The 21,749-nt window shown below is 51.4% G+C and carries 19 protein-coding genes and 1 pseudogene (1 of these 20 running past the window's edge); 9 read left to right on the forward strand and 11 right to left on the reverse strand.

Annotated features, from left to right (window positions below; all coding sequences use genetic code 11):
* Positions 1-475 precede the first annotated feature (475 nt).
* The 4 genes from C3F13_09420 (at position 476) to C3F13_09435 (ending at position 4,936) form a co-directional block, all read left to right on the forward strand.
* Positions 476-1,312, forward strand: coding sequence for a hypothetical protein (locus C3F13_09420; GenBank protein PWB53353.1), 837 nt, complete (start codon positions 476-478; stop codon positions 1,310-1,312).
* A 135-nt stretch (positions 1,313-1,447) separates the two neighbouring features.
* Positions 1,448-1,642 carry a hypothetical protein gene (locus C3F13_09425; GenBank protein PWB53354.1) on the forward strand — a complete coding sequence of 65 codons (195 nt, stop codon included), beginning with the start codon at positions 1,448-1,450 and terminating at the stop codon, positions 1,640-1,642.
* 493 nt (positions 1,643-2,135) lie between these two features.
* Entirely contained in the window at positions 2,136-3,641 is a 1,506-nt protein-coding gene (locus C3F13_09430; protein ID PWB53355.1) for a carboxypeptidase, read from the forward strand.
* A gap of 233 nt (positions 3,642-3,874) precedes the next feature.
* On the forward strand, positions 3,875-4,936 hold the full coding sequence (locus tag C3F13_09435; protein ID PWB53356.1) for a mechanosensitive ion channel protein MscS: 1,062 nt from the start codon (positions 3,875-3,877) through the stop codon (positions 4,934-4,936).
* 434 nt (positions 4,937-5,370) lie between these two features.
* Here the strand turns inward: C3F13_09435 and C3F13_09440 are convergent, their stop codons facing one another.
* Both C3F13_09440 and C3F13_09445 read right to left on the reverse strand, forming a co-directional pair.
* Complete coding sequence (locus C3F13_09440; protein ID PWB53391.1) at positions 5,371-5,703, reverse strand: toxin-antitoxin system HicB family antitoxin; 333 nt, start codon at positions 5,701-5,703, stop codon at positions 5,371-5,373.
* The gene (locus C3F13_09445) at positions 5,693-5,953 is read right to left on the reverse strand and encodes a toxin HicA (GenBank protein ID PWB53357.1); all 261 of its coding nucleotides are present in this window, start codon (positions 5,951-5,953) and stop codon (positions 5,693-5,695) included. Before C3F13_09445 ends, C3F13_09440 begins: the two co-directional genes overlap by 11 nt.
* A 398-nt stretch (positions 5,954-6,351) precedes the next feature.
* On the opposite strand from C3F13_09445, the gene C3F13_09450 reads away from it, so the two are divergent.
* Entirely contained in the window at positions 6,352-6,696 is a 345-nt protein-coding gene (locus tag C3F13_09450) for a cupin (protein ID PWB53358.1), read from the forward strand.
* A gap of 393 nt (positions 6,697-7,089) precedes the next feature.
* Here the strand turns inward: C3F13_09450 and C3F13_09455 are convergent, their stop codons facing one another.
* Positions 7,090-8,289: a hypothetical protein gene (locus tag C3F13_09455; GenBank protein PWB53359.1), complete on the reverse strand. Its 1,200-nt coding sequence runs from the start codon at positions 8,287-8,289 to the stop codon at positions 7,090-7,092.
* A 752-nt stretch (positions 8,290-9,041) separates the two neighbouring features.
* Entirely contained in the window at positions 9,042-9,596 is a 555-nt protein-coding gene (locus C3F13_09460) for a hypothetical protein (GenBank protein ID PWB53360.1), read from the reverse strand.
* Positions 9,597-9,819: 223 nt separating this feature from the next.
* On the opposite strand from C3F13_09460, the gene C3F13_09465 reads away from it, so the two are divergent.
* Entirely contained in the window at positions 9,820-10,227 is a 408-nt protein-coding gene (locus tag C3F13_09465) for a hypothetical protein (GenBank protein PWB53361.1), read from the forward strand.
* Positions 10,228-10,629: 402 nt separating this feature from the next.
* On the opposite strand, the gene C3F13_09470 is transcribed toward C3F13_09465, so the two are convergent.
* The 3 genes from C3F13_09470 to C3F13_09480 all read right to left on the reverse strand — a co-directional run bounded on the left by C3F13_09470 (position 10,630) and on the right by C3F13_09480 (position 15,285).
* The gene (locus tag C3F13_09470; GenBank protein PWB53362.1) at positions 10,630-12,498 is read right to left on the reverse strand and encodes a hypothetical protein; all 1,869 of its coding nucleotides are present in this window, start codon (positions 12,496-12,498) and stop codon (positions 10,630-10,632) included.
* 284 nt (positions 12,499-12,782) lie between these two features.
* On the reverse strand, positions 12,783-14,204 hold the full coding sequence (locus C3F13_09475; protein PWB53363.1) for a hypothetical protein: 1,422 nt from the start codon (positions 14,202-14,204) through the stop codon (positions 12,783-12,785).
* Positions 14,205-14,406: 202 nt separating this feature from the next.
* Positions 14,407-15,285: a hypothetical protein gene (locus C3F13_09480; GenBank protein PWB53364.1), complete on the reverse strand. Its 879-nt coding sequence runs from the start codon at positions 15,283-15,285 to the stop codon at positions 14,407-14,409.
* 296 nt (positions 15,286-15,581) lie between these two features.
* Here C3F13_09480 and C3F13_09485 point away from each other — a divergent pair, with 296 nt between their 5' ends.
* The 3 genes from C3F13_09485 (at position 15,582) to C3F13_09495 (ending at position 17,972) form a co-directional block, all read left to right on the forward strand.
* A complete protein-coding gene (locus tag C3F13_09485) occupies positions 15,582-16,748 on the forward strand; it encodes a hypothetical protein (protein ID PWB53365.1) in 1,167 nt (388 codons plus the stop codon).
* Positions 16,749-17,130: 382 nt separating this feature from the next.
* On the forward strand, positions 17,131-17,418 hold the full coding sequence (locus tag C3F13_09490) for an RNA-binding protein (protein PWB53366.1): 288 nt from the start codon (positions 17,131-17,133) through the stop codon (positions 17,416-17,418).
* A gap of 77 nt (positions 17,419-17,495) precedes the next feature.
* On the forward strand, positions 17,496-17,972 hold the full coding sequence (locus C3F13_09495; GenBank protein PWB53367.1) for a hypothetical protein: 477 nt from the start codon (positions 17,496-17,498) through the stop codon (positions 17,970-17,972).
* 196 nt (positions 17,973-18,168) lie between these two features.
* On the opposite strand, the gene C3F13_09500 is transcribed toward C3F13_09495, so the two are convergent.
* From C3F13_09500 to C3F13_09515, 4 genes and pseudogenes are all read right to left on the reverse strand, one after another.
* A complete protein-coding gene (locus C3F13_09500) occupies positions 18,169-18,549 on the reverse strand; it encodes a hypothetical protein (protein ID PWB53368.1) in 381 nt (126 codons plus the stop codon).
* Positions 18,546-18,995 carry a hypothetical protein gene (locus C3F13_09505; GenBank protein ID PWB53369.1) on the reverse strand — a complete coding sequence of 150 codons (450 nt, stop codon included), beginning with the start codon at positions 18,993-18,995 and terminating at the stop codon, positions 18,546-18,548. The genes C3F13_09500 and C3F13_09505 overlap by 4 nt, the downstream gene beginning before the upstream one ends.
* A 962-nt stretch (positions 18,996-19,957) precedes the next feature.
* Positions 19,958-20,452, reverse strand: coding sequence for a ferritin (locus C3F13_09510; GenBank protein PWB53370.1), 495 nt, complete (start codon positions 20,450-20,452; stop codon positions 19,958-19,960).
* A 298-nt stretch (positions 20,453-20,750) separates the two neighbouring features.
* Positions 20,751-21,749: pseudogene (locus C3F13_09515) on the reverse strand (catalase-peroxidase); it runs 1,239 nt beyond the window's last position.

A 21,749-nucleotide genomic window follows, 5' to 3' on the forward strand; every position in this document is an offset into this window, starting at 1 on the left:
AATCCCGAATGCGTCGCCCTTACATCTACTATAAGGTGATTATCCGCTAGTGATCCGCTGTAAAAGGGCGAAATCTTTGTGTAGGGGCGGGTCTTCGACGGTTATTCCTTTCTCGTCTGATCAAAGAGCTCCATCTTATCAATAAGGTGATACCTCGCTGGTGACCCGCCCCTACCATGTGATGTCGATGGCTTGTTTAAGGACAGATGGCAACCAGCTTGATGATGTTGTTGGGGCGAAGCATTCGAAAGTAGCTCGGGCAGGTGGTTTGCATCAATCCCGAATGCGTCGCCCTTACGTCTATCAATAGGGCGATACCTTGCTGATGGCATGCCCCCACCTTGTGATGGCTTATACTATGCATCTTATTCTGGTTTTGTGATATTATCAAAATCCGGGGTCTATTTAGCATCTCCAGGCATTTACCTGCCCTGAATGAATGATTTTGATAGACTGCGGGAGGTAGAACTAAAGCATGTTTGAGCGCATAAAACGTGAAATCGACAAAATCTTCCGCCAGGAGACGCTGGCGGAACGCAGCCCACGCATCATCGCGGGTGCCGTTTACAGTGGTATGGTTGGGGTGATCTATATCCTGGTCCCCCAGCTGTTCAATGTTCTGCTTTTTAGAGGTCTGAACCTGTCTATCGATTGGATCAGCCTGCTGACCCGCAGCCTGGAGTTTGGCCTGGGGCTGGCGCTTGCTGGTGCAGTGGTTGGCTGGTTCACCGAGACCTATGAGGGCATCGTGTGGGGTGGGGTGGTGATCACCCTGCTCCTGCTGGTGGTCTCACTCCTGGGTGGGGGTGGAACCACCCTGATCGGCCAGTCGGTCATCGTTGTCCTGCCGTTGATCGGGGCATGCATCCTGGTGGCCGGGGTGATGCGTGTGGGTATCAACCGCCATATGAAGGTCAGGCAAGTAGCTGATCCAAAAACCCGCCGTAAAGGCATGCTGCAGCTGGCAGGGATCGTCTTTTTAGTCGGCTTCATCCCAGGCGTCTTCACCGTGTTTGGCAGCTCCTCGACCGATACAATTAAATCTCTCAACAATACTTTACAGGGTTACGCCTCCGACCCACTAATCGATAAGCGCTTCCCTTACGACCAGCTACCAGGCATGAAGGATCACCTTGGCACGCCATACACGCTCTACGTGCGTACCTCCATGCTCGTCGCCGATACCATGGAAGTTACCATACACTTCAAAGATGGCTATGCGGTCACCTGCCTGGTGCCGAAGCTGGGCAGCGGCAGTGAACAATTGCTGCTGGATAACTGTTCAGAGGGGAGCAGTTATAAAGGGCCGTGAGGCGATAGATTGACTGTTAATGACACGCCAGTCAATGAATTTCTTGGAGGAAGTTTTCCCTAATCTTTTCCATCATTAATTCATCAAATTAGCGATTTCCGCTCAGCCAACCATGCAGTCAGGAGGGATGTGACTATGCTCCTAAGCTACCTCATCGTCAGCCTAATTAGCGGCATCCTGTTCGGCGTGATGGATGCCTTGATCAATGCCAACCCGCTCGCCCAGCGCCTCTACCAGGCTTACCAGCCCATCGCTAAGCAAACCCAAAATCCCATGCGTAGCATGCTGATCGACCTGGTCTACGGCTTCGCCATGGCAGGTATCTTCTAGCTGCTTTACCCCAGCCTGCCGGGTGCTAGTGGGATCCTCAAGGGGCTCAGTTTTGGGGTGATGGCCTGGTTCTTCCGCGTGGTCATGTCGGTTGCCTCGCAGTGGATGATGTACAAGGTGCCAGGCAAGACGTTGCTATATACCCTGTTTACCGGGCTGGGAGAAATGCTGGTGCTGGGCATCCTGTACGGGTTGTTTTTAAAGCCGGTTGCTTGATAGCCTGGCCTGCCGGATGGCCAGGCATGGAAGGGACAGGGGCCAACTAATTGGACATCCAATACCTTGCCTCTTTTTCCATTTTCAGAAAGACAGCCCGGCTAGCTCCAAGTCTCTTGTTTGATATGGGATTTATACGTTTTATCATTGCATGCCAGCCGGCTCCTCTCCGATGGGTTGCCTGCAGGAAGGAGTTATCGCGTCCTATTCGCTATGAGCACAGCGAGATATTCAGCAGTATAATTACTCCCGGTATTTTGACAATGAGGAGATCATCATGGAAAAGAAACTGCAAGAACTTAAGATCCGCCTGGCCGAGATCTACGACCTGGTACACGTTGGTGCTTTGCTGGGTTGGGATGAGGCCACCTACATGCCGCCTGGTGGTGCCCCCGCCCGCGGCCGACAGAATGCCTTGATTGGCCGCCTCGCCCACGAAAAATCAATTGATCCCGCATTGGGGCATCTGCTGGATGACCTGCGCCCGTACGGAGAGAGCCTACCGTTTGATTCGGACGATGCTTCCCTCATCCGGGTGGCTCGCCGCCAGTACGAGCGGGACATTTGCTTGCCACCCCAGTTCGTGGCTGAATTATATGAGCACATGTCAAACACCTACAACGCCTGGGTGGTTGCTCGCCCGGCGAATGACTTCAAATCACTGGAGCCGATGCTGCAGAAAGGTGTTGACCTATCCCGGCGCATGTCTGATTTCTTCCCCGGGTATGAGCATATTGCTGACCCGCTGATCGATTACTTCGATTATGGCATGAAAGCTACGACGCTTCGCAGCCTGTTTGCCCAATTGCGCCGTGAGCTCATTCCCATTGTGCAGGCGATCGTCGCCCAGCCCGTGCCCGATGACTCTTTCCTCAAGCGGCATTATCCCCACGCGGGACAGATCGATTTTGGGCAGCAAGTGATCGCCCAGCTCGGATATGATTTCCAGCGCGGCCGCCAGGACCTGACTCACCATCCCTTTATGACCAAGTTCTCTCTGGGAGATGTGCGTATCACCACCAGGATCAATGAGAATGACCTGACAGACGGCTTGTTCAGCACCATCCACGAATCGGGGCATGCCATGTACGAGCAAGGTATCCGCATGGAGCTGGAGGGCACCCCGCTGGCTCACGGCGTCTCAGCCGGCCTGCACGAGAGCCAATCGCGCACCTGGGAAAACCTGGTGGGCCGCAGCCGCGGCTTTTGGGAGTTTTTCTTCCCCAAGCTCCAGGCACACTTCCCCGATCAGCTGAATGACATCTCGGTGGATGAATTCTACCGGGCGGTCAACAAGGTTCAACGCAGCCTGATCCGTGTGGATGCCGACGAGGTGACCTACAACCTGCACGTGATGATCCGCTTCGACATCGAGCTGGCCTTACTGGAAGGTAATCTGCTGGTACGCGACCTGCCTGAATACTGGCACGGGCGCTACAATGCCGATATGGGCATTCGCGCTCCAGATGACCGCGATGGTGTCTTGCAAGATGTGCACTGGTTCAGCGGAATTGTGGGCGGCGCCTTCCAGGGCTATACTTTGGGCAATATCATGGGGGCATTATTCTTCAAGCAGGCTCTCAAAGCCCACCCTGAGATCCCTGCCGATATGGCCCAGGGAAAATTTGCCACATTACACACCTGGCTGGTGGATAACGTCTACCAGCATGGCTGTAAGTTCACCGCCAACGAGCTGATCGAGCGCGTTTCCGGAGGCCCGCTTACCATCGAGCCGTACATTGAGTACCTAAAAACGAAATACGGCCAGCTTTACAAATTGTAGAGGTATTGTTGGGTTTCGCAACCAAGACCGTGTTGCTCAACCCAACCTACTTACTCTTCCATTGCGAGAGTCCAGTGATCTCCTGGGCCGGAGCATTCTGAGCTTATGGTAGGTTTAACCTGTCCGGTGTTTGATGCCGGATTGTGCGAATTGTGCGAAACCCAACAGCGCTTCCCGGAGGTATTGTTGGGTTTTGCAGCAAATTCCGCAGATGACGGGGAATAGGATTGCATATGCAATTTTTAACGAAAACTTTCTTGGGAAACACCCTGGCACAATGGGCTCTGGCGCTGGTGATTGGGCTGTTCGTCTTTGGCTTGCTGCAGCTGCTGGCATGGCTTCTGCGCCGCCGGCTCAGAAAATTCGCTGACCAGCCGCTCCCCGATCCAAGCGTCTTGATCCGCAATTTGCTTGCCCATACCAATGGGCTGTTCTTTGCCTGGCTGGCCTTCTTTGTTGCCCAGCGCTCTCTCACCCTGTCTGAAACAGCCAGGGTGGTGATCGACACCATCACCATCACCGTCATCCTGCTCCAGGCAGGTTCCTGGGCGGTGCAGGTGGTCGAATACCTGGTCGCCCGCCGTCAGATCGCCAAGGATGGCGAGCTAAATTACCGCAAGGGTTCGATCAACGCCATCCTGCTCATCACGAAAATCACCATCTGGACCATTGTGATCCTGCTCGTGTTGGAGAACATTCCCGGAGTGCACGTCACAACCCTGATAGCCTCCCTTGGAGTGGCCGGGATCGCCCTCGGCCTGGCACTTAATAAGGTGCTGGGTGACCTGTTCGCCTCCCTCACCATCTCGATCGACGAACCTTTCGTGGAGGGGGACGCCATCAGCGTGGGTGAGTTTTCAGGGGTGGTCGAACACGTCGGCTTGAAGAGCACCCGCGTGCGCAGCGGTACCGGTGAGCAGCTGATCTTCTCGAACTCAGACCTGCTCGACAGCCGCATCCGCAATTTTAAGCGCATGGAAAAGCGCATGGTGGTGTTCACCATCAACATCACTTATCAAACCCACTATAAGAAGCTGCAAAAAATCCCCGAGCTCATTCGGGAGGCAATCGAGACGCAACCGCAGGTGGCCTTTGAGCGGGCCCATTTCAAAGCCTATGGTCCTTCGTCGCTGATCTTTGAGGTGGCCTACACCATCCAGACTGCGGATTTCAATGTGTATATGGACCTGCAGCAGAAGATCAACCTGGAGATCTTCCACAGTTTCCAGGAAGCCGGCATCGATTTCGCCTACCCAACCCAGACCATCCGGCTGGACAATAAGGAGGAGAAATAGCAGGGAAGTAGGTTGGGGTGACTTGGTAATTTTCCAGCAGCCAATCCATGCAGCAGCGTACTCAATGGTTAAGTACCTGTAGCTTATTCGGCAGGAAGCGACTGTCGATCAGGGATTTAGCGCAGTACCAAACGCTTGTTGTTTGAGAAAACAGTCCCCTTCGCCTACACTGTAAAAGTGGGATAAAACCACCGAAGCCGTAGAAAATACCTGCAGCCGCATCTAAACCACGCAGGCAAGGTGACCCGCCCAAAGGACGGGCATCCGCATATAGACCGTGCAGGCAGGGTGGCCAGGTGACCCCAGTCACAATCACTGCCCGCAGCGTCTTTATGATTTTGCTGGTGGAATCCCGTGGCTGAGCATGGTTGTCGCGACAGTGGGACGGTGGTCGTCTAGGCAAATAGCGATATCCTATCGATCCTTCTATGTACTCAGCAGTCTTCCCTTCTCAATTTGTCACTTGCCAGCCGGTTTAAGCTTACACCTGCTTCAGCAGCTTCTACCGTTAATTGCCGGTGGAGTTCAGGGGGCACACGGACCATGAAATGCCCGCTGAATTTTTTCGATGCCAATGGTTTAGGAACTGGCTCTCCACTTGCACGCAGATCAGTGACGACATCTGCAACTAATTGGCGTATACCATGAAGGGCAGCTTCCGGTTCACCTGCCAGCCAGCTTAAGCTTTGAAATTCTGCGCACAGACCTACATGCTCACCGTCTTCTTCGGACCATGTCACACGATAGGTGTAATGATCATTCTTCAACATTTTCTTGGTTCTCCAATCGGTCGATAGCTTTTATAACCTGCCTCACCTGGTACGCTTTTGCCATTCCCTTATCATTTTGAACATTTACCCGTGGATCACCTTGCCAAGGGGTTTTATAAATCCTGTGACTGCTACTGACTTGCCTGGGTTCACCAAAATAATGTGCACACACGTTACATAAGTCCAGGTACTTGATGCCTTTAGGATTTTGTCGCATCTTATCCAGGATTTCTTCGATTTTTGCCACATTTCAATGATATCATTATTGATACTATTGTCAAGTACAAATGGGTAATAATCCTCTAAATATCTGAGAAAGTATTACCTGTGAACTTTCACCTCAAGTTAGGGTCAAATAATGATAGCTCTGAGAATCGGGCTCAATCGGAACTGGAGGGAGGTTACCTTGTAGTTGTGCAGCCTGATCCTGCATGGTTGGGATAATGAGCATAAGTATTTAGCAGGATCAAGATTGAATGTCCCACCATCTGCCCAAGATTCGAGATGCACAGAGCGCATGCGGGTCACCAGGTAACCCCAGCCACGATCATCAGTGTATAATAAAAAATTAGCTAATAAATAACGAAACCGTAAGGTAATGCAAAATCAGAAGATAGGCCTTAAAAATATAGGGAGGATAACAGGATGAATAATAAAGAAGTAGTACCTGAAACGAAAGGTGTTACATCACAGCTACTTGCCACGGTTGACCTTGGCCCTGAGATCGAGGGCATGGCAGGCCGCCAGTTTCGCATGCGCATGTTCACCTTCGAGCCTGGAGCTGTTTTTGGCCCACTGCACGACCATAAAGGCAGGCCAGGCCTCGTCTACATATTGGAAGGGATGATTACCGATCATCGCAATGGGGTCGCCACGGATTATGGACCGGGAGTGGGCTGGCCCGAGGATCGGAACACCTTGCACTGGCTTGAGAACCGGGGCACGATCCCTGCTGTGGAGATCTCGGTAGATATTGTGAAGAAAGAATAAACCCGGCCCAGTATTCGTAAATTATAGATTATCTGAGGTCAAGCTTAACAGACTGGCCCTGTCACTGCGTGCAACCGACAGTGCGGATTTCAGGTGAGTGCAAGGGAGTTCCCGAAATATATATTTGGATCAAGCGCTAAGTGCAGTCCTGAACGTTTCGTTTTGGATGTTTTAACCGGCGATCTATGGCAGACACGCTGAGATCGGTCAGTCGAAGTAACCTTCTTGACACAGTATTAGATGTGGGATAAAAACTATTAAAAATGACAGCTGGCCTCAAGTTTGGGGTCAGCTGTTTGGGGTTAATGAAAATCTACAAGCCAATTACAGGCATATTATGAAAAAGCATCATTTATTTATCAAACACGATAAACATTATAAGTTCGATACATTTTACTTTTCCAGTGAGAGATACCGTTCATTTAGTTCATTCGAATCGAGCGTCGGCTGGAATATTAACATGACTCCCGTTTCTCCCTTGCTAATCTCAAGGACTGACCAGCCTTCGCATTCGCCGCCCGGATATACAAAACAGACAAGGGCCGGGTTGGGTAAATACATGACAGTCGAATCAGCATAGACGACATTCAAACTTCCTGTAGTCGCATATAACCCCCCATTTCCAAAAACAAGCTGGGGTTTATCTTGAGAATTAATAGATCGCACCCTGGAATTTATGGCAATATACTCCATACCACTCGCGGGGGGCTCATTATTGGAACTCGCTTCCTTTACCATACGCCAGGCTTCATCTCCACGGATAACCTCCAGAACGGTGACTTCCCAATCTTCTGTGATGACCTTTTCGTTTATAGGGGCTGGGTTACCTCGATCTGTTCCCAAGTCATTCGGTTTTATTGCTGCCAGGTCAGAGGGTACGCTGGTGGTGGCGCCTTGGTCGAGAGCGGTAAACCAATCCGTATCCCCATTAAAATTCATCGATTCATTGAAAACCAGGATCATGTTCTCTTCACCCTGTGCAACCATAAATTGGGCATATCCCTCGGCTTCTTCCCCGCTGGCAAGGTCAACATCAAGCTGAGGCTTTGGACCGATGACCGGGGCTGAGCCGCAGTTATATAAATTCAGGCGATCACCTGTAGCACCAAAATTACAAAAGTTTATATTGTGTGTTTCACTGTCCGCATAGGTGCTCTTGACGTATAGCTTGATGAGCAGATATTCCATACCTTCGTAAGCCGCAATACTAGTTGAATAAGCAGCCTGGATCGCTTTCCAGGCTTCTTCACCGCGCATGACTTCAAGCACCTGCACATCCCAGTTTGGCAGCGAAGCAAGCTTGTTAGCTGGGAAAGGATTGCTCCGGCTCGTTCCAGGGGGAGATGCGATTGGAGTATTCGTGGAAACTGGCGTATTCGTTGAAACGATGCTTTCGGTAGGCAGAAGCAATTCAGTGGGGCTGGGGGTTGCCGTGTATTCAGGCACAGCTGTTGGCACCTTTGTTTTTATGGGTTCGACCTGGGTTGGTTGAGCTGTCGGAGCTTGCCGAGCAGGACTTGGAACTCCGCCATTTGTGCATGCAACCGAAACGATTGCCACCACAACCGATAAGAACAAGCAAGCCTTTAACATTCGAAAAGTTGACATAAACCTATAAACCTCCAAATTATTCTTTAAAAATAAATACATTTTTGAGAAGCATTTTACCAAGTTTCCAAGTTGAAAAAATAAAGCCAATACTTTAACGACAGGAAGAGGATAGTTTTGAAAGAACTAACCTAAGTTTAACATTATTTCCTTTTTATTTGAACTACCTTGAATTGTAATTACTCCAGTTTGAGTGCCGGGTTAATGCCGCCTGGTTTCCTAGCCACCTGGCCACCCGGTCACCCTGCCTGCATGATCTTTGTGTGGCATGATCTTTGCGCCGCACGATTTTTATGCGGTATGGTGTTTTTCCATACGATACCCAACATTAGTTCTCCTCCCCTAAATTCCATTCTCCTGCAGTGTTTGCATAATTCCAATACGGAATTTGGGGGAGGTGGGAGGGGGTTATTCGAATCATCCACGTATTTACACATATCAACGCAGAAAATAAAATAAATATAGTAGAAGGATGCAGGTTGTGAATAATTTTTTATTCGAAACGTTTTTTCACCATGCTAATGAATCAGTATAACTAGTGGTTCAGATAAAAATCATCTATAAAAATCCTTAACCCTCATGCAACACAGAACAATTGTTCTATAATAGATCGAGGTATGTATGTTACCCGCTTTCGATCCATAATGGATTCACTGAATAAAACCATGCTCCAGATTGTTTTGATTTTTTATACGTAACAACTAATTAAAATCCGACCTGCGCCGGTTGTTAACAGATTAAATAGGCTTACTTCGGTTTTTTGCTATCTCCAGCCTTTCGATGTAATTCATGTACCTGTCCCGTTTCGGCAGCACATCACCTCGTGGCGTCCCCGCATTTAATAAGGTGTTCGCCATATCAACGAAAGCATGGCACACTCGAATTGCATCTTCATATCGTTGTTGATTGGTGTAGATGATCCTCAATCGATCATACGGAAAATTATTGTTAAACCTATCGGTGACATTCGCCTCATACATCTTTATGGCTTCATCGATCTTTCCTTTTCTCTCAAAATTTTTCCCCTTCTGATTCCGCTCTGCCATGATACCGGGCAGCTTTACCAGAAGCCTCATGTCATATTCTGTTGCTCGCACATCCGGTTGCTTTGACAGGTGCTCGCGCAGTACCGAGACCGGGACACCAAGTTTGATCATTTTCCGGCTCCATTCATCGAGGGTTTTTTCGTTGATCGTTTTGGGAAATGATAAATGATTATCCACAGCTCTTCTTTTCAAATTCCACGGGTTAGAGAAATTATAGTACTCTCTAGGGATGGGTGCCTTCTGCATGTGAACACTCCTCATTCTATTTTGCAATCGAACAAACTTGGTCAGACCGACTTCAAAAATATGGTTGCCTTCGGTTCTATTCTTAATCGATATCTATCAACGGCAATAAACTAACTGTTTATAGGGGTATTTGTGGTAGTTTTCCCCGCCTTAGTGATTGTGTATAATAATATTGGCGTGTATCGATCATCAAGGCGATCAGTAGTTAATAGGAGGGATGTAAATGAATGAAGCAATAAAAATCCGCTGGGGCTGGTTAAAGTTTATGTATGCCTATACCGTTATCACCGCCGGTGGTATCGGTCTCGGCATGATCGTTCTTCCTGGTCAGATGCAATCTCTACTCGGCTGGCCAGCAGAGGAATCGATCACCTTTGGCTTGGCAGCAAGTATTTTCTTAGCCGTAGGATTCGTGTCGATTTTCGGCTTGCGCTCCCCCTTGAAGTTCGTTCCTGTTCTCTTTCTGCAGCTGCTCTATAAACTGGTATGGTATGTTGGCGTCATATTACCGTGGCTGGTCAGCGGGCGGTTTCCGAGTTATGCCATTGCTACCGTATTGTTCTGGCTCACGTTTATCGTCGGTGACCTGATCGCCATCCCATTCCCCTACCTATTTGCGAAAGAGATATGAATTTTTGGATACGACCCCACCAAAAAGAATCTGAGGTGTCATTGCGGTCATCCCTTTGCTTTGCAGGAAAGGATCTCTGCTAGTATTCTGGGAAGGAAGAGGGCTTTTATCCGACCTTTGCCACGAGGAGAGCAAGGAAACAGCAACCTTCGCCGAGGTCTAGAAATCGCATGGAAGGGGAGTGTATATACATCGGTCAGGAAGATTGCTTCGTCGCTGCACTCCTCGCAATGACATGAGGGATGATTTGATCGATGCTGCGCTCCTCGTAATGACCAATGGACTGCAGATAGCTTCACCACGCATAAAAATAGTTGGGTTGAGCGAGTTAACCCACCTCGCTCAACCCAATCTGATTTTATTAATATCCGTGTTTATCTGTGTCTATCTGTGGTTTATATCTTATTTCTTCTCCAACCATAGCTCCATGAACCACTTTACTCCAAAATGGGTGAGGGTATACCCCTGGACGCGCGGGTTCACCAGGATGTAATCCATGGAATGGTCAGTGGGGATGGCCGCGTGATCCTCCAGCAGCAGTTTCTCGGCCTGGTTATACAGGTTTAGGCGCTTCGCTGGATCGAGCTCCACACGCCCCTGCTCCAAGATTGCATCCACCTCCGGATTGGTGTACCCCGAGACGTTGATGTCGCTCTTGCTATGGAACAAGATATCCAGGAAGTTGGACGGATCCGGATAATCGGCGTTCCAACCGTAGAGCACCATGTGCCCGTGCCCTGCGTGCGCTGCAGCAGTGAAATCCAGCGGGTCAAGGAACTCAATCTGCACCTCAATACCCAGCGCATCACGCCACATCTGGATCAAGGCATCTGCCCAGGCATCGGTATCGCCAGCATACCCGTGCACATTCATGGTCAGGACAGGCATTTTCCCGGCATACTCTGACTTCGCCAGGGCGTCCCTGGCGGCTTGCGGGTCGTAAGTTTGTGGCTCAAACTCGGTATAACCAGGCATGCCAGGTGGTAGGATTGAGTCGGCCCGCACGTACCAGTTTTCGAGGAATTGCTCCACCAGGCGGTCTTTATCGATTGCCAGGGTAAGCGCCAGGCGCACGTTCGGATCATCCATGGGGGGCATGGTGTTGTTCAACATGACAAAGCTGGTGCTCATGCCATTTCCACTCAAAAGCTGGTCGTGCATGGGGTTGTCGGTGGCTTGCAGCTCTTCCAGCTCAGCCCAGGATGGATAAGCAAAATCGGTTGTCCCGGTCTCGTAATAACTCAGCTGCGTGCCAGGTGCGTTGGTGTTGTATGCCATATAGCGGATTTGGGGTGGTGCGTGGTAGTTGTCGTTGCGCTCAAAGGTGATCCGCTCATCTTCCACGAGCTCCTTCAATCCATACGGTCCACTGGCATTTGGGTGGAACATCCACTCGTCTGGGTCGGCTTCTACAGCCTCCTTCTGGACCACGTAACCAGTGACATAGCCCAGCTTGGCCAGGAAGTACTGCACCGGGCTTACCAGGGAGACCTGCAGGGTCAGGTCATTGATGACCTTGACACCACTGATCTCTTCCGCATTGCCCGCTAACATCTCCTTGACCCCGGTGATATCTCCCAGGTAGGTGCTGGCAGTGGGCGAGTCGTTGGCTGGGTCTGCGGCACGCTCCCAGCTATACTTCACATCCTGGGCAGTCAGGGGGCTGCCGTCCTGGAAGACCAGGCCATTACGCAGGGTGAAGGTGTACACCGACCCATCGGCGTTGGTGACCCAATTCTCAGCCAGGTCACCGATGATCTGGTTATCGGGGGCCAGGCGTACCAGGCCACTGTACAGCAAGCCAATATAGTCACCTCCGTTCGTTTCTGCGATGGCCGGGTCCAGGTCCTCGGGCTCTGGATTGTAACCAAGCAGTAATAGCGTTTCGCTCACCGGCAGGCCGTACATGGTGGCGGATGATAGGCTAAGGGTTGAGTAAATGCTGTGGAACATCTCAAGCTGACTGTTACTTACCCGCATTGTAGCCGACGAAGCCAGGAAGATATATTCCATGCTGCCTACAAAACCGAACAGCACTTCTCCCTGGAAACTCTCTGGCCCTGAGCCTTTGCAGGTGAAAATGGTGCGCTGAATGGTGGAACCATCTGCCAGGGTGATATCTTCCTGGTCATCCACCGTATAAGCCGTGTAATCATCGAAGATCGACTTGCACAGGCTGGTGATGAAATCATCCAGCGTCTCCTTTTCTTCGGTAGGAAACACCCCGGCTACGAGCCGTGAAGTGCCGGTCTTCGATTCGAAAATCACCATGGATGACGACTCATCGGTAACTTCCCAATTGTCGGGGAGGATGAGTGAAAAGCCCAGGTCGGAGGTATAAAAACCCTGCGGGGTCGGTGTCGGTGTGGGGTAGGGGGTGCGTGTCGGAGTAGGTGTGATGGTGGGTGTCAGCGTCGGGGTAGGCGTCAGTGTGGCGGTGGCAGTTGCCGTGGCAGTCGGTGGGATGGTGGCGGATGGCGTGACCAATGAAGCGGAACCCTTCCCCCCACACCCGGTCAGGAAACTGAAGACAACGATGGCGATCAACAGGCGCTTCATGGGCTTTGTCTCCTTTTCTTAAATAAGATGACCAGCAGGATGGTAACTGCGGCAGCCAGGACGGCGGCAACCGCTGCAATGGTGATGATATACGCTGACTTTATCCCCTGGCTGGAAGCAACGTCAGGTGGCAGCTGTTCGACAGCCACCGCAGCTACTGTGGGGCTTTCTTGCGGAAGGGCTGTCGCACTGGGTGGAATGGGCGTGGAAGTAAAGGATGGAGAGCTGGTGGGTGTGCTGGAAGGGCGGACAGCAGATGTCCACAGCGCCATGGTGGGCACTGCGGTCCGGGCTGTGTTGCTGGATACCTGGGTGGGCTGTGCTTCATAACCCAATGAAATACGCCACTCGGCTTCAATACCGTCGGTGTTCTTACCATAGACTGCCATCAGGGCTTTGTCGATCTTGTTGCCACTTTTAATAGAGTTAAGCAGGTCCGACATCTGCTCCGAGCCGTAGGTGTCGATCATATACGTCACGACCATGCCGCTCTGAGCGTAGGACAGATTGGCTTCGGCTGAGATAGACGAAAATCCACTCTCCAGGGTGCGCAGTGGAGGCAGGCTATCCTGCTCCAGGGCAGTAGTGATAATGTCTTGATAGTATTCTGAGGTTTCGCCTTCGGCGTATGTGGCCAGCCCTTCGCTGAGCCAGGTGGGCAGCCACATCCCCAGGCAGTTGAACACCACCGCCTCCGTCACCAGGTGAGCGAGTTCATGGGGGATCACCGAGCTGGCCCAGTCCGCTTCGCCGGGCGCGATGGCCATGATGGTGCTGTTAAATTCCGGGTAGGCAATGCCCCCAGCCCATTCCGAGGCGTGGATATCCACTTCCAGGAGCTCATCGGTGGATGGGTAGATGGTGAGCCAGATCTGCCCGTCAGGGCGTACACCCGCATTGTTCGCCATGCGCTCCAGCGAGCGGATGGCTATCCCCAAAAGGGTTTGCCCAAAGGTGCGGTCTCCCCGGTACCACTGCAGGTTCACCTGGTCTTCAGCAAGCAGGGTCCAATCTTTGCGCGGGTCATCGACCAGGTAAGATTGCTCATCGGTGAGCAGGGTGTTACCCACAGCGTCGGAAATTTCCCATTGCCAGTAGACTTCCGCGCCCGGAGGCAGGACGCCACTGAGCGTAAAGTCCCAATCCCATTGCACATCCTGGGTTGTGGCTGGGGTGAGCTCAATTGCCCGCTGGGCCACCGACGACTGGCAGGTGGCACCATTGGTGTGGTAGAGCAGCTTGATCTTCTCAATCTTGGCAGTGCTGCTGGCGTTTAGCTGGAAGGTCAGCTTGTCGGGGAAATTGGAGACAATGCGATCTTGCGATACCGTGATTGTGGATTGCGCACTTGCGTTGATTGGGGTACTGATTGTCAGGAGAAAGATAATAAGTATCGATAGATAAATCAACCTTTTCATAAACTATCCCTGTGATTGATTAGTATTAATGCTGCTCTAATGTTTATTTTAGCACTTAAATTTTCGGGTAGAAATCAGTAATTGCACCGTTTATTACATGCCGGCAATAAAAATCTAGCATTTATTTTTATGATGTTGGTACACCATTTCAGATGAAAAAATGTGCAGATATCTCAGACCGCAGGGCAGATGGATTGCCCATTCATGGGGCAGGCGACCAATCCCAGAAGAAGTACACCAATCCCTGCCACTTGCCCCACTTTTCAAACGTGGCCAGCACCTGTGCCGGGGTGACCTTTTCACCCCCGTAAAATTCATTTCCGACCACCTTTAACGCCCATGAATCCACTGGCACGTAATCATATCGCCCAAGAAGCATGAGCAGGTTGGCGGCTGCGTAGCCTCCCACGCCCTTGATGCCCATCAATTGCTTCCGCAGCTCGGGGGTAGGCAACGGGCTGGTTTTATATGCTTCCAGGTCTAGCTCTCCGGTGGCTACGCGCTGAGAAAGTTCAGCCACGTAGGGAGCACGGTAGCCCATCCGGCATAGCTCGGTCAACTCAGCGATCGTTACGCTGGCCAGGCGCTCTGGGTTGGGGAAGGTACGTTGTGACAGATCATCGGGTGAGGGCTCACCGTATCGCATGGTCAGCTCGCGGCACATGCGCAAGGTATGCTTCCAGAGCGTGTTGGTGGTCAGGATGGTGCGGATGACATCTTCGAACAAGGCAGGTGAACGGAGCACCCGCCCGGCTTTTCGTTCGACCATTTTGGTCAGCTTGGGTTCAGCGCCGGCCAGCAGATAAAATTCCTGCAGGTCCTGCTCCAGGGCCAGCATCCACGAAATTGCGCTCGATAATTCCGCCTGTTCGCCCGCCTCGAGAGGAGCCGAAGTATCCACCCGTAAGCCGACGGATTCGGCATGCACCGTAAAATGAAGCACCTTGCCCGTGCCCAGGCGGATCACATAAGCAAGCCCGTGTTCTGCAGTCTCGCCAAAGGGCGACATCTGGTACCAGCCGTGAGAGCGGATCACTGCAGGAAGGTTGAAGGAGGCAGGGGCGGGGAGGTTGAAGATCATAAGGTGTTCCTTTCATTCGGTTAAGCTGGCGCCGTTGCTCTGAGCGAATTATAAACCGAATGGAGGAAGGAAGCTGGTCATTTAGTTTTTACGGCGAAGCCAGGTATCAAGCTGACAGGTAAGGGCTATGACGCGATGATATTCGACGTTTTGCGTATAGAATTATAGTGAAGGATGTGATCTGTGCTGGTGTTCCAGGCAAACCAGGAAGGTTTCACCCCCAGGCATGCGCACGGGAAGGATCTGTCGATTGAAGCGGAAAACTTTGATCGCCGGAGGTTAGATAGGAAGTAAAAGTGGCAATGGATGAAACCCTAAGTAATCAGGCTGACGATGGAGAAGTTGCAAACGTCGCTGAGGCTTCGAAAGTTGTTCCCGCTCGTGTCGGTGGGCTGCGAGGCTGGCCTCACTGGACGCCTTATGCCGCGATGGTATGGTCCCTGGTTTATGCCGCCCTGGGGCTGTATTGGGCAGTGGGCGGGCGGGGATTCCCGTACGGTTCAGGGCCCACGCCCGGTGCTTATGGGCCAATTGTGGGAATGGCTGGGTTGGCCGTCGCCTGGAGCATCGTGATCGGGGCGGGCATCCCGGCGGTAGTACTTGGGATAGCCATGCTGCGCGGTGTACGCCGCTTCCGGGCTTTGCTGATAACCGCTGGAGCTCTACTCGCCACCATCCTGTTGCTGTTCACGCCGGACCTGACTTTGCTGGTCATGCTCGCCTACATCCCTTTTGTGGTTTTCAAGCTGCTGACAGGTGGCGAGATTGGCTTATACCTGCAAGAATTAACCCGGTCAGGGTGGAGTATTGCCCACCAGTTGCTGTGCCTGGCTGGTGGGTTTCTGTGGCTGGCGGCTACCGTTAGCTACGCCCGTCGGAGCTCCGACGCCTGCCCGTATTGCGGTCGCCGGGATGGCCCGGAAGGCTGGACGAGCCCGAGCAAAGCCGCCCGCTGGGGCCGAATCGCCGTTTACGTGGCTATGGTAGCTCCAATTTTCTACGCGGTAACGCGTTACGCCTGGGCATTGGGCATTCCACTGGGAATGACCGAGGCGTACCTGCGCCTGGGGCAGGAGAGTGGGAATTGGACTGCGGGCCTTTTCCTGGCGAATTTCGGCCTGGTGGGAGCCGTGCTCATGCTCGGTCTGGTGCAGCGCTGGGGTGAGGTGTTCCCGCGCTGGATGCCGGGCCTGGGCGGACGGCGTGTTCCCATGGCGCTGGCGGTGGTCCCTGCATCAATAATCTCGGTGCTGCTCATCGTAGGAGGCCTGGGTATCTGGTCAGGTTATGCCCAGATGGCCGAAGCTGTAGCAGCCACTGGGCAAGATTTGTGGATTGTGGTTGGTCCCACCTTCCTATTCCCCGTCTGGGGAGCGGCACTGGCAGTGGCGACCTTGGGGTACTATTATCGGCGGCGCGGCCCGTGCGGGAAGTGCGGTCGTGGCGCCTCTGTCAAGCCATAGGTCAGTCAACGCTTAGCCGGTGGAGCGCTTTAAGGATGGCTTCAATATCCATCACTATTTAGTGCCAATCCTGCACCTGACCGTTTTTGTGATGGGCTATCAATAAAAAATATCAATAGAATTTCGAGAACCGCATGGATGGTGGCTTGTGGTTAAGTGATTAATCAAAATAAGAAGGTTTTCATCTTCCTGTGCTCTTGGCGCTGGTATTGTCTGGTATAATTGATTCAAACGGACTCCAGATTCGCGCCGGGTTTCATGTGCCGCCATTCTGCATCGAATGGCAGCTTTTTTTTAAGATGCTGATTCTGGTTGATCTATAAACAGCTACCACGATGCCAGGATGACTGAGGTTTGTTGTACACACACAAAGGATATGAAAATGGATGCAAAGTTATATGTAGGAAATCTGTCTTACGATACCACGGAAGACGGATTGCGTGAAAAATTCGCTGAAGCTGGCACTGTGGTCTCGGTGGATGTGATCAAAGACCGGGATACTGGCCGAATGAAGGGATTCGCGTTTGTTACGATGAGTAATCAGGAAGAGGCTGAGAATGCCATTAAGATGTTCAACGGAAAGACACTCGATAACCGTGAAATCAAGGTAAATATTGCTCGACCTCGCGAAGAACGCCCTCGGGGGTACTCCAATAAAAGACGCTGGTAGAATTGATGGCTTTTCTACAGGTCATAATTCTTACCCCGACTGTGTGAGTTTGATACTTGTAACGAAGGAGGTGTGATATGAGCTTTCGTATTGGTGATAACGTCATTCACTGTACTTTTGGTCTTGGTCAGATAACCCAAATCGAAGAGAAAGTAATCAATGGGAAACCTGAGCGATGCTACGTTGTTAAAATGAATGATATGACCATCTGGGTTCCGATCGATGATCCAGAGCAGAACAGCCTGCGAATCCCCACACCTCCTGACGAATTTGTCAAGACCTTGCCGATCCTCACAAGCCCCAACGAGCAATTACTGGATGACCGTTTATTACGCCGAAAACAGCTTGTTGATCAACTAAAAGATGGCCAGTTAGCCTCGATTTGCCGGGTTGTGCGCGATTTGAGCTATTACAAACGAAGTTCCAAGTTAAACGATCAAGAGAAATCTATACTCGATCGAGCGGTTAAATCTCTGCTTACTGAATGGATCTTTTCGTTGGGTACCACGCAAAATCAGGCCCACGAGGCAATGGAAAGCATGTTAAGTAGTTAGAGGATTAATACAACAAATAAACACAGGGGGTTTTGGAGCGAATCCAGTCAGGTAGCCAAAAAAAGAAAGCTACCTCAAACCCAAATGAATGAACCCGACAGACACCTTATTTGATAGGGTGTCTGTCTTGTTTTCAATTTTATGAAACAAGCAGTAAACCTGTTTTATCTTCCTTACTGATCATCCAACCACATGACTAATAAAGAAGCCGGATGAAAACTGCGAAAACGGACATCAGGCAGGAGCCAAGTAGATAACCCCCGAAGGGTATCATGATGACAAAGCAAATTGACAATCCCTCTGGCGTGGATGTGCGGCGTTTGTAGAGCCATATGCCAATGGCAACCAGCCAGGTGGTGCTCAAATAAATCCCAAGAGGGATTACCAGCAATGCTGACCAAAAAACCGTGTCAGAAGCATATTCCTGCCAGGTGCATTCCCATGAGCCATCCGTGAAGCCATAACACACTCCATGGTAAGTAAAAACAGCCGATGCCAATCCCAATAAAAGGGGTGCCGTGATGAGTAGGAGGGTGAGGACAATCATCACCGGGAATATGATACGGAAACGGATCATAAGGCGCTTTTCGTGACCCATCGTTTAAGGATCCAGCCACCAGGCAGCGTAAACAGACAAAGCAGGATACACTCCAGTGGAGCAGCTGTCAGAGATACCAGGACGGTCTGCACAACGCATATAGCCAGGTCGTTATTCCCATCGCCGTTGTCCTGCCCAACGCACAGGGGAGTGAGGTTGAAACAGGTCAATAACAGGATAGCGATGCTCCAGGCCAGCAAGCCCTGGCCGAACAGCCAATAGCTGGGATGATGTTTCCAATGCCTTGGGGCAAGCTGGGGGAGGATGTATCCAATGGCGAGACTGGCTGCCAGGAATATCACGCCAACCGCAAGGTAAGACTTCCAGAAATATTCCCTGCCCGCAGATGCGAAGGTGATCGACAAGAAAACAGAAGCAGGTAACGCTGTCAAAAGGCTGGATAACAAGGCTATGATTATAGACACGGCAGCTCCAGGCTTGCTTGATAATTCTAGATGCTGCACACCTCAAATACATATCAGAGTCTTCCAAAAACTCGCAGATTAAGTGGCGCTCATTTTCGGGCGGTTGAATTGGAAACCCACTTCTGGCACCCAGAAACTATGCATGATGCGGATACAATGCTACCGATGGTCGTGAGGGGAGAGCCGTAAGCAATAATCCCCGCAGAGATTTCCGTTAGGCTTGGGGGCCTATTATAACAAGCCGGTGGATGCCGGCGTTGATTTTCCGACTGGAGATATTTATTGAGTTTTTGGAGTGTGGATTTCGAGGTTTAGCCAGCTATTACGATGGCAATTGAGCTAGCGCGAGCTGCTCTGGCTCATAGATGTGAAGCCTGCTGTTAGTTTTAGCGCTGTAGGAATTCATGCCTATCGGCTCAGAGACCCCGGAACGGATATGGAAAGGTCAGTCAGGTTTGTTTTTGGCGCAACCAAACGTACCAGGATACGTGTAAAGGATATGGATCCAACCAGACAGCCAACGATAAGCGAAAAACACCAGGTTATGCTCCAAACTCCCCCATAAGAAAATCAATGCATTTCAAACTTACCGCTATATCCTCAATCTTATTAATTATCGGTAATGATAGTAGCAACGAGAATATTTACTATAAGGTGACAACAGCCTGACTTGCACCTTCCGATCCAGCATTTGCATCAACCTAGTAATCGAGGTTATAACAAGTCACACTCCTGCAATCAGGCAAACTAAAGGAATATCCGTCCTATGTCACCTAAAGCCACCTTCAAGGTGGGTTGAGGTAACCCTGTTCTTTCCAAGGCAATACCCATAGTCCCACCCAATCCTGGGAAACCCGTCCACTTAGCTTTTAATATTCGGCTATTGGACGGGTTTCCCTATATTAGATGGCGAGCTTTTACATTTACTTTCTATCTATGTTTTACCTGCAGATTTGATGCAGCTATTCTTTGCCTCTCTTACCGAGTTGGTGGTCGAGCATGAGAACCGCAGTCCCACGTGCGTCAATCAGCTCAATTTGCTGAACTATTTCAGCAGCATTCTTCTCTTCTTCGACCTGTTCTGTGATGAACCACTGCAATAGAACCTGGACCGGGTAATCCTTTTCTGAAAGTGCCAGTTCATAGAGGGCATTGATGGAGGCGGTTACTGCCGCTTCATGTTCCTGGACCTGCTTAAACACATCCAGGCTGGTTTTCCAATCAATTTGTGGAGAGTCTATCCCCATAAGCTGAACCTTTCCGCCTCGTTCCAGCAGGTGCATGAAGAGTTTCATTCCATGACCACGCTCTTCATCAGCCTGGACGAACATCCATTTGGCAAAGCCCGGAAGGTTCTTCGTCTCAAAATAGGCTGCCATGGATAGGTAGAGGTAGGAAGAATAGAATTCCTTATTTATTTGCTCATTGATTGCCTTTTGGATGGCGCTAGAAATCATATTATTCTCCTTATAGCTGGTTTTTAATATTTTCCGATGACCTATTGATGGTCTTACTATTTGATCATCAATTTCAGGACGATCTCGTTATCTATTAGCCTGGTACATAAAATCCGCTCATACCATTTCAGGTTCAGAATATCTGCTCCGTGTTGAAGCCATATAGCTCTGTTGTCGGGATGAACCCATACTCTCACGGTCGCAGATCGCCAAGCTGCACGAGTGGCAAGTCAACCACTGAACCTGCAATTATCTGTTTTTTATGTCGCCCTGCCCGAAGCCCTTGAAGATGTTAGTGTTACGAACGGGCAAGGTCAAAACGATCGAGGTTCATCACTTTGTTCCACGCTGCCACAAAGTCATGCACGAACTTCTCCTGGGAGTCCTCACATGCGTAGACTTCCGCCAGGGCCCGGAGTTGGGAGTTCGAACCGAAGATTAGGTCGACACGGGTGCCGGTCCACTTGAGTGCGCCCGTGGCGCGATCACGACCTTCGAACACGTCAGAGTCATCCGATACGGGTTTCCACACCGTGCCCATGTCGAGCAGGTTCACGAAGAAGTCATTGGTGAGCGTCTCCGGCCGCTTGGTGAAGACGCCGTGCTGGGACTGTCCGAAGTTGGCATTCAAGACGCGCATACCGCCGATGAGAACCGTCATCTCAGGAGCGGTCAGCGTCAGCAATTGCGCCCGATCGACCAGCAGTTCCTCGGCCGATACGGCGTAGCGGGTCTTCTGGTAGTTGCGGAAGCCGTCCGCCTTCGGTTCGAGCACGGCGAAGGAAACCACATCGGTTTGCTCCTGCGAGGCATCCGTGCGTCCCGGCGTGAAGGGAACGGTCACATCGTGACCGGCATTCTTCGCCGCTTGCTCGACGCCTGCGCAACCACCCAGGACGATCAGGTCAGCCAGCGAAACCTTTTTACCACCCGCCTGGTCCTTGTTGAAGGCAGACTGAATGTTTTCCAAGGCCTTCAGCACCTTTGCCAGTTGTTCGGGCTGGTTGACCTCCCAATCCTTCTGCGGCGCCAGGCGGATGCGCGCCCCGTTCGCGCCGCCGCGCTTGTCGGAGCCACGGAAGGTGGAGGCCGACGCCCAGGCGGTCGAGACGAGCTCGCGGATCGACAGCCCCGAAGCCAGGATTTTACCTTGCAGCCCGGCGATATCAGCCTGGTCAATCAGCTTATGATCGACTGCGGGGACCGGGTCTTGCCAGATCAGCTCCTCCGCCGGGACCTCCGGGCCGAGATAGCGCGAGCGGGGGCCCATGTCGCGGTGGGTCAGCTTGAACCAGGC

It is taken from the genome of Anaerolineales bacterium, assembly GCA_003105035.1.
In the GTDB taxonomy this organism is placed as follows: domain Bacteria; phylum Chloroflexota; class Anaerolineae; order Anaerolineales; family UBA4823; genus FEB-25.

Coding starts and splice junctions, on each gene's coding strand:
- C3F13_09420 (PWB53353.1), top strand. CDS start 476: ATGTTTGAGCGCATAAAACGTGAAATCGACAAAATCTTCCGCCAGGAG.
- C3F13_09490 (PWB53366.1), top strand. CDS start 17,131: ATGGATGCAAAGTTATATGTAGGAAATCTGTCTTACGATACCACGGAA.
- C3F13_09500 (PWB53368.1), bottom strand. CDS start 18,549: ATGATCCGTTTCCGTATCATATTCCCGGTGATGATTGTCCTCACCCTC.
- C3F13_09430 (PWB53355.1), top strand. CDS start 2,136: ATGGAAAAGAAACTGCAAGAACTTAAGATCCGCCTGGCCGAGATCTAC.
- C3F13_09495 (PWB53367.1), top strand. CDS start 17,496: ATGAGCTTTCGTATTGGTGATAACGTCATTCACTGTACTTTTGGTCTT.
- C3F13_09480 (PWB53364.1), bottom strand. CDS start 15,285: ATGATCTTCAACCTCCCCGCCCCTGCCTCCTTCAACCTTCCTGCAGTG.
- C3F13_09455 (PWB53359.1), bottom strand. CDS start 8,289: ATGTTAAAGGCTTGCTTGTTCTTATCGGTTGTGGTGGCAATCGTTTCG.
- C3F13_09460 (PWB53360.1), bottom strand. CDS start 9,596: ATGCAGAAGGCACCCATCCCTAGAGAGTACTATAATTTCTCTAACCCG.
- C3F13_09465 (PWB53361.1), top strand. CDS start 9,820: ATGAATGAAGCAATAAAAATCCGCTGGGGCTGGTTAAAGTTTATGTAT.
- C3F13_09425 (PWB53354.1), top strand. CDS start 1,448: ATGCTCCTAAGCTACCTCATCGTCAGCCTAATTAGCGGCATCCTGTTC.
- C3F13_09510 (PWB53370.1), bottom strand. CDS start 20,452: ATGATTTCTAGCGCCATCCAAAAGGCAATCAATGAGCAAATAAATAAG.
- C3F13_09470 (PWB53362.1), bottom strand. CDS start 12,498: ATGGTGATTTTCGAATCGAAGACCGGCACTTCACGGCTCGTAGCCGGG.
- C3F13_09475 (PWB53363.1), bottom strand. CDS start 14,204: ATGAAAAGGTTGATTTATCTATCGATACTTATTATCTTTCTCCTGACA.
- C3F13_09435 (PWB53356.1), top strand. CDS start 3,875: ATGCAATTTTTAACGAAAACTTTCTTGGGAAACACCCTGGCACAATGG.
- C3F13_09450 (PWB53358.1), top strand. CDS start 6,352: ATGAATAATAAAGAAGTAGTACCTGAAACGAAAGGTGTTACATCACAG.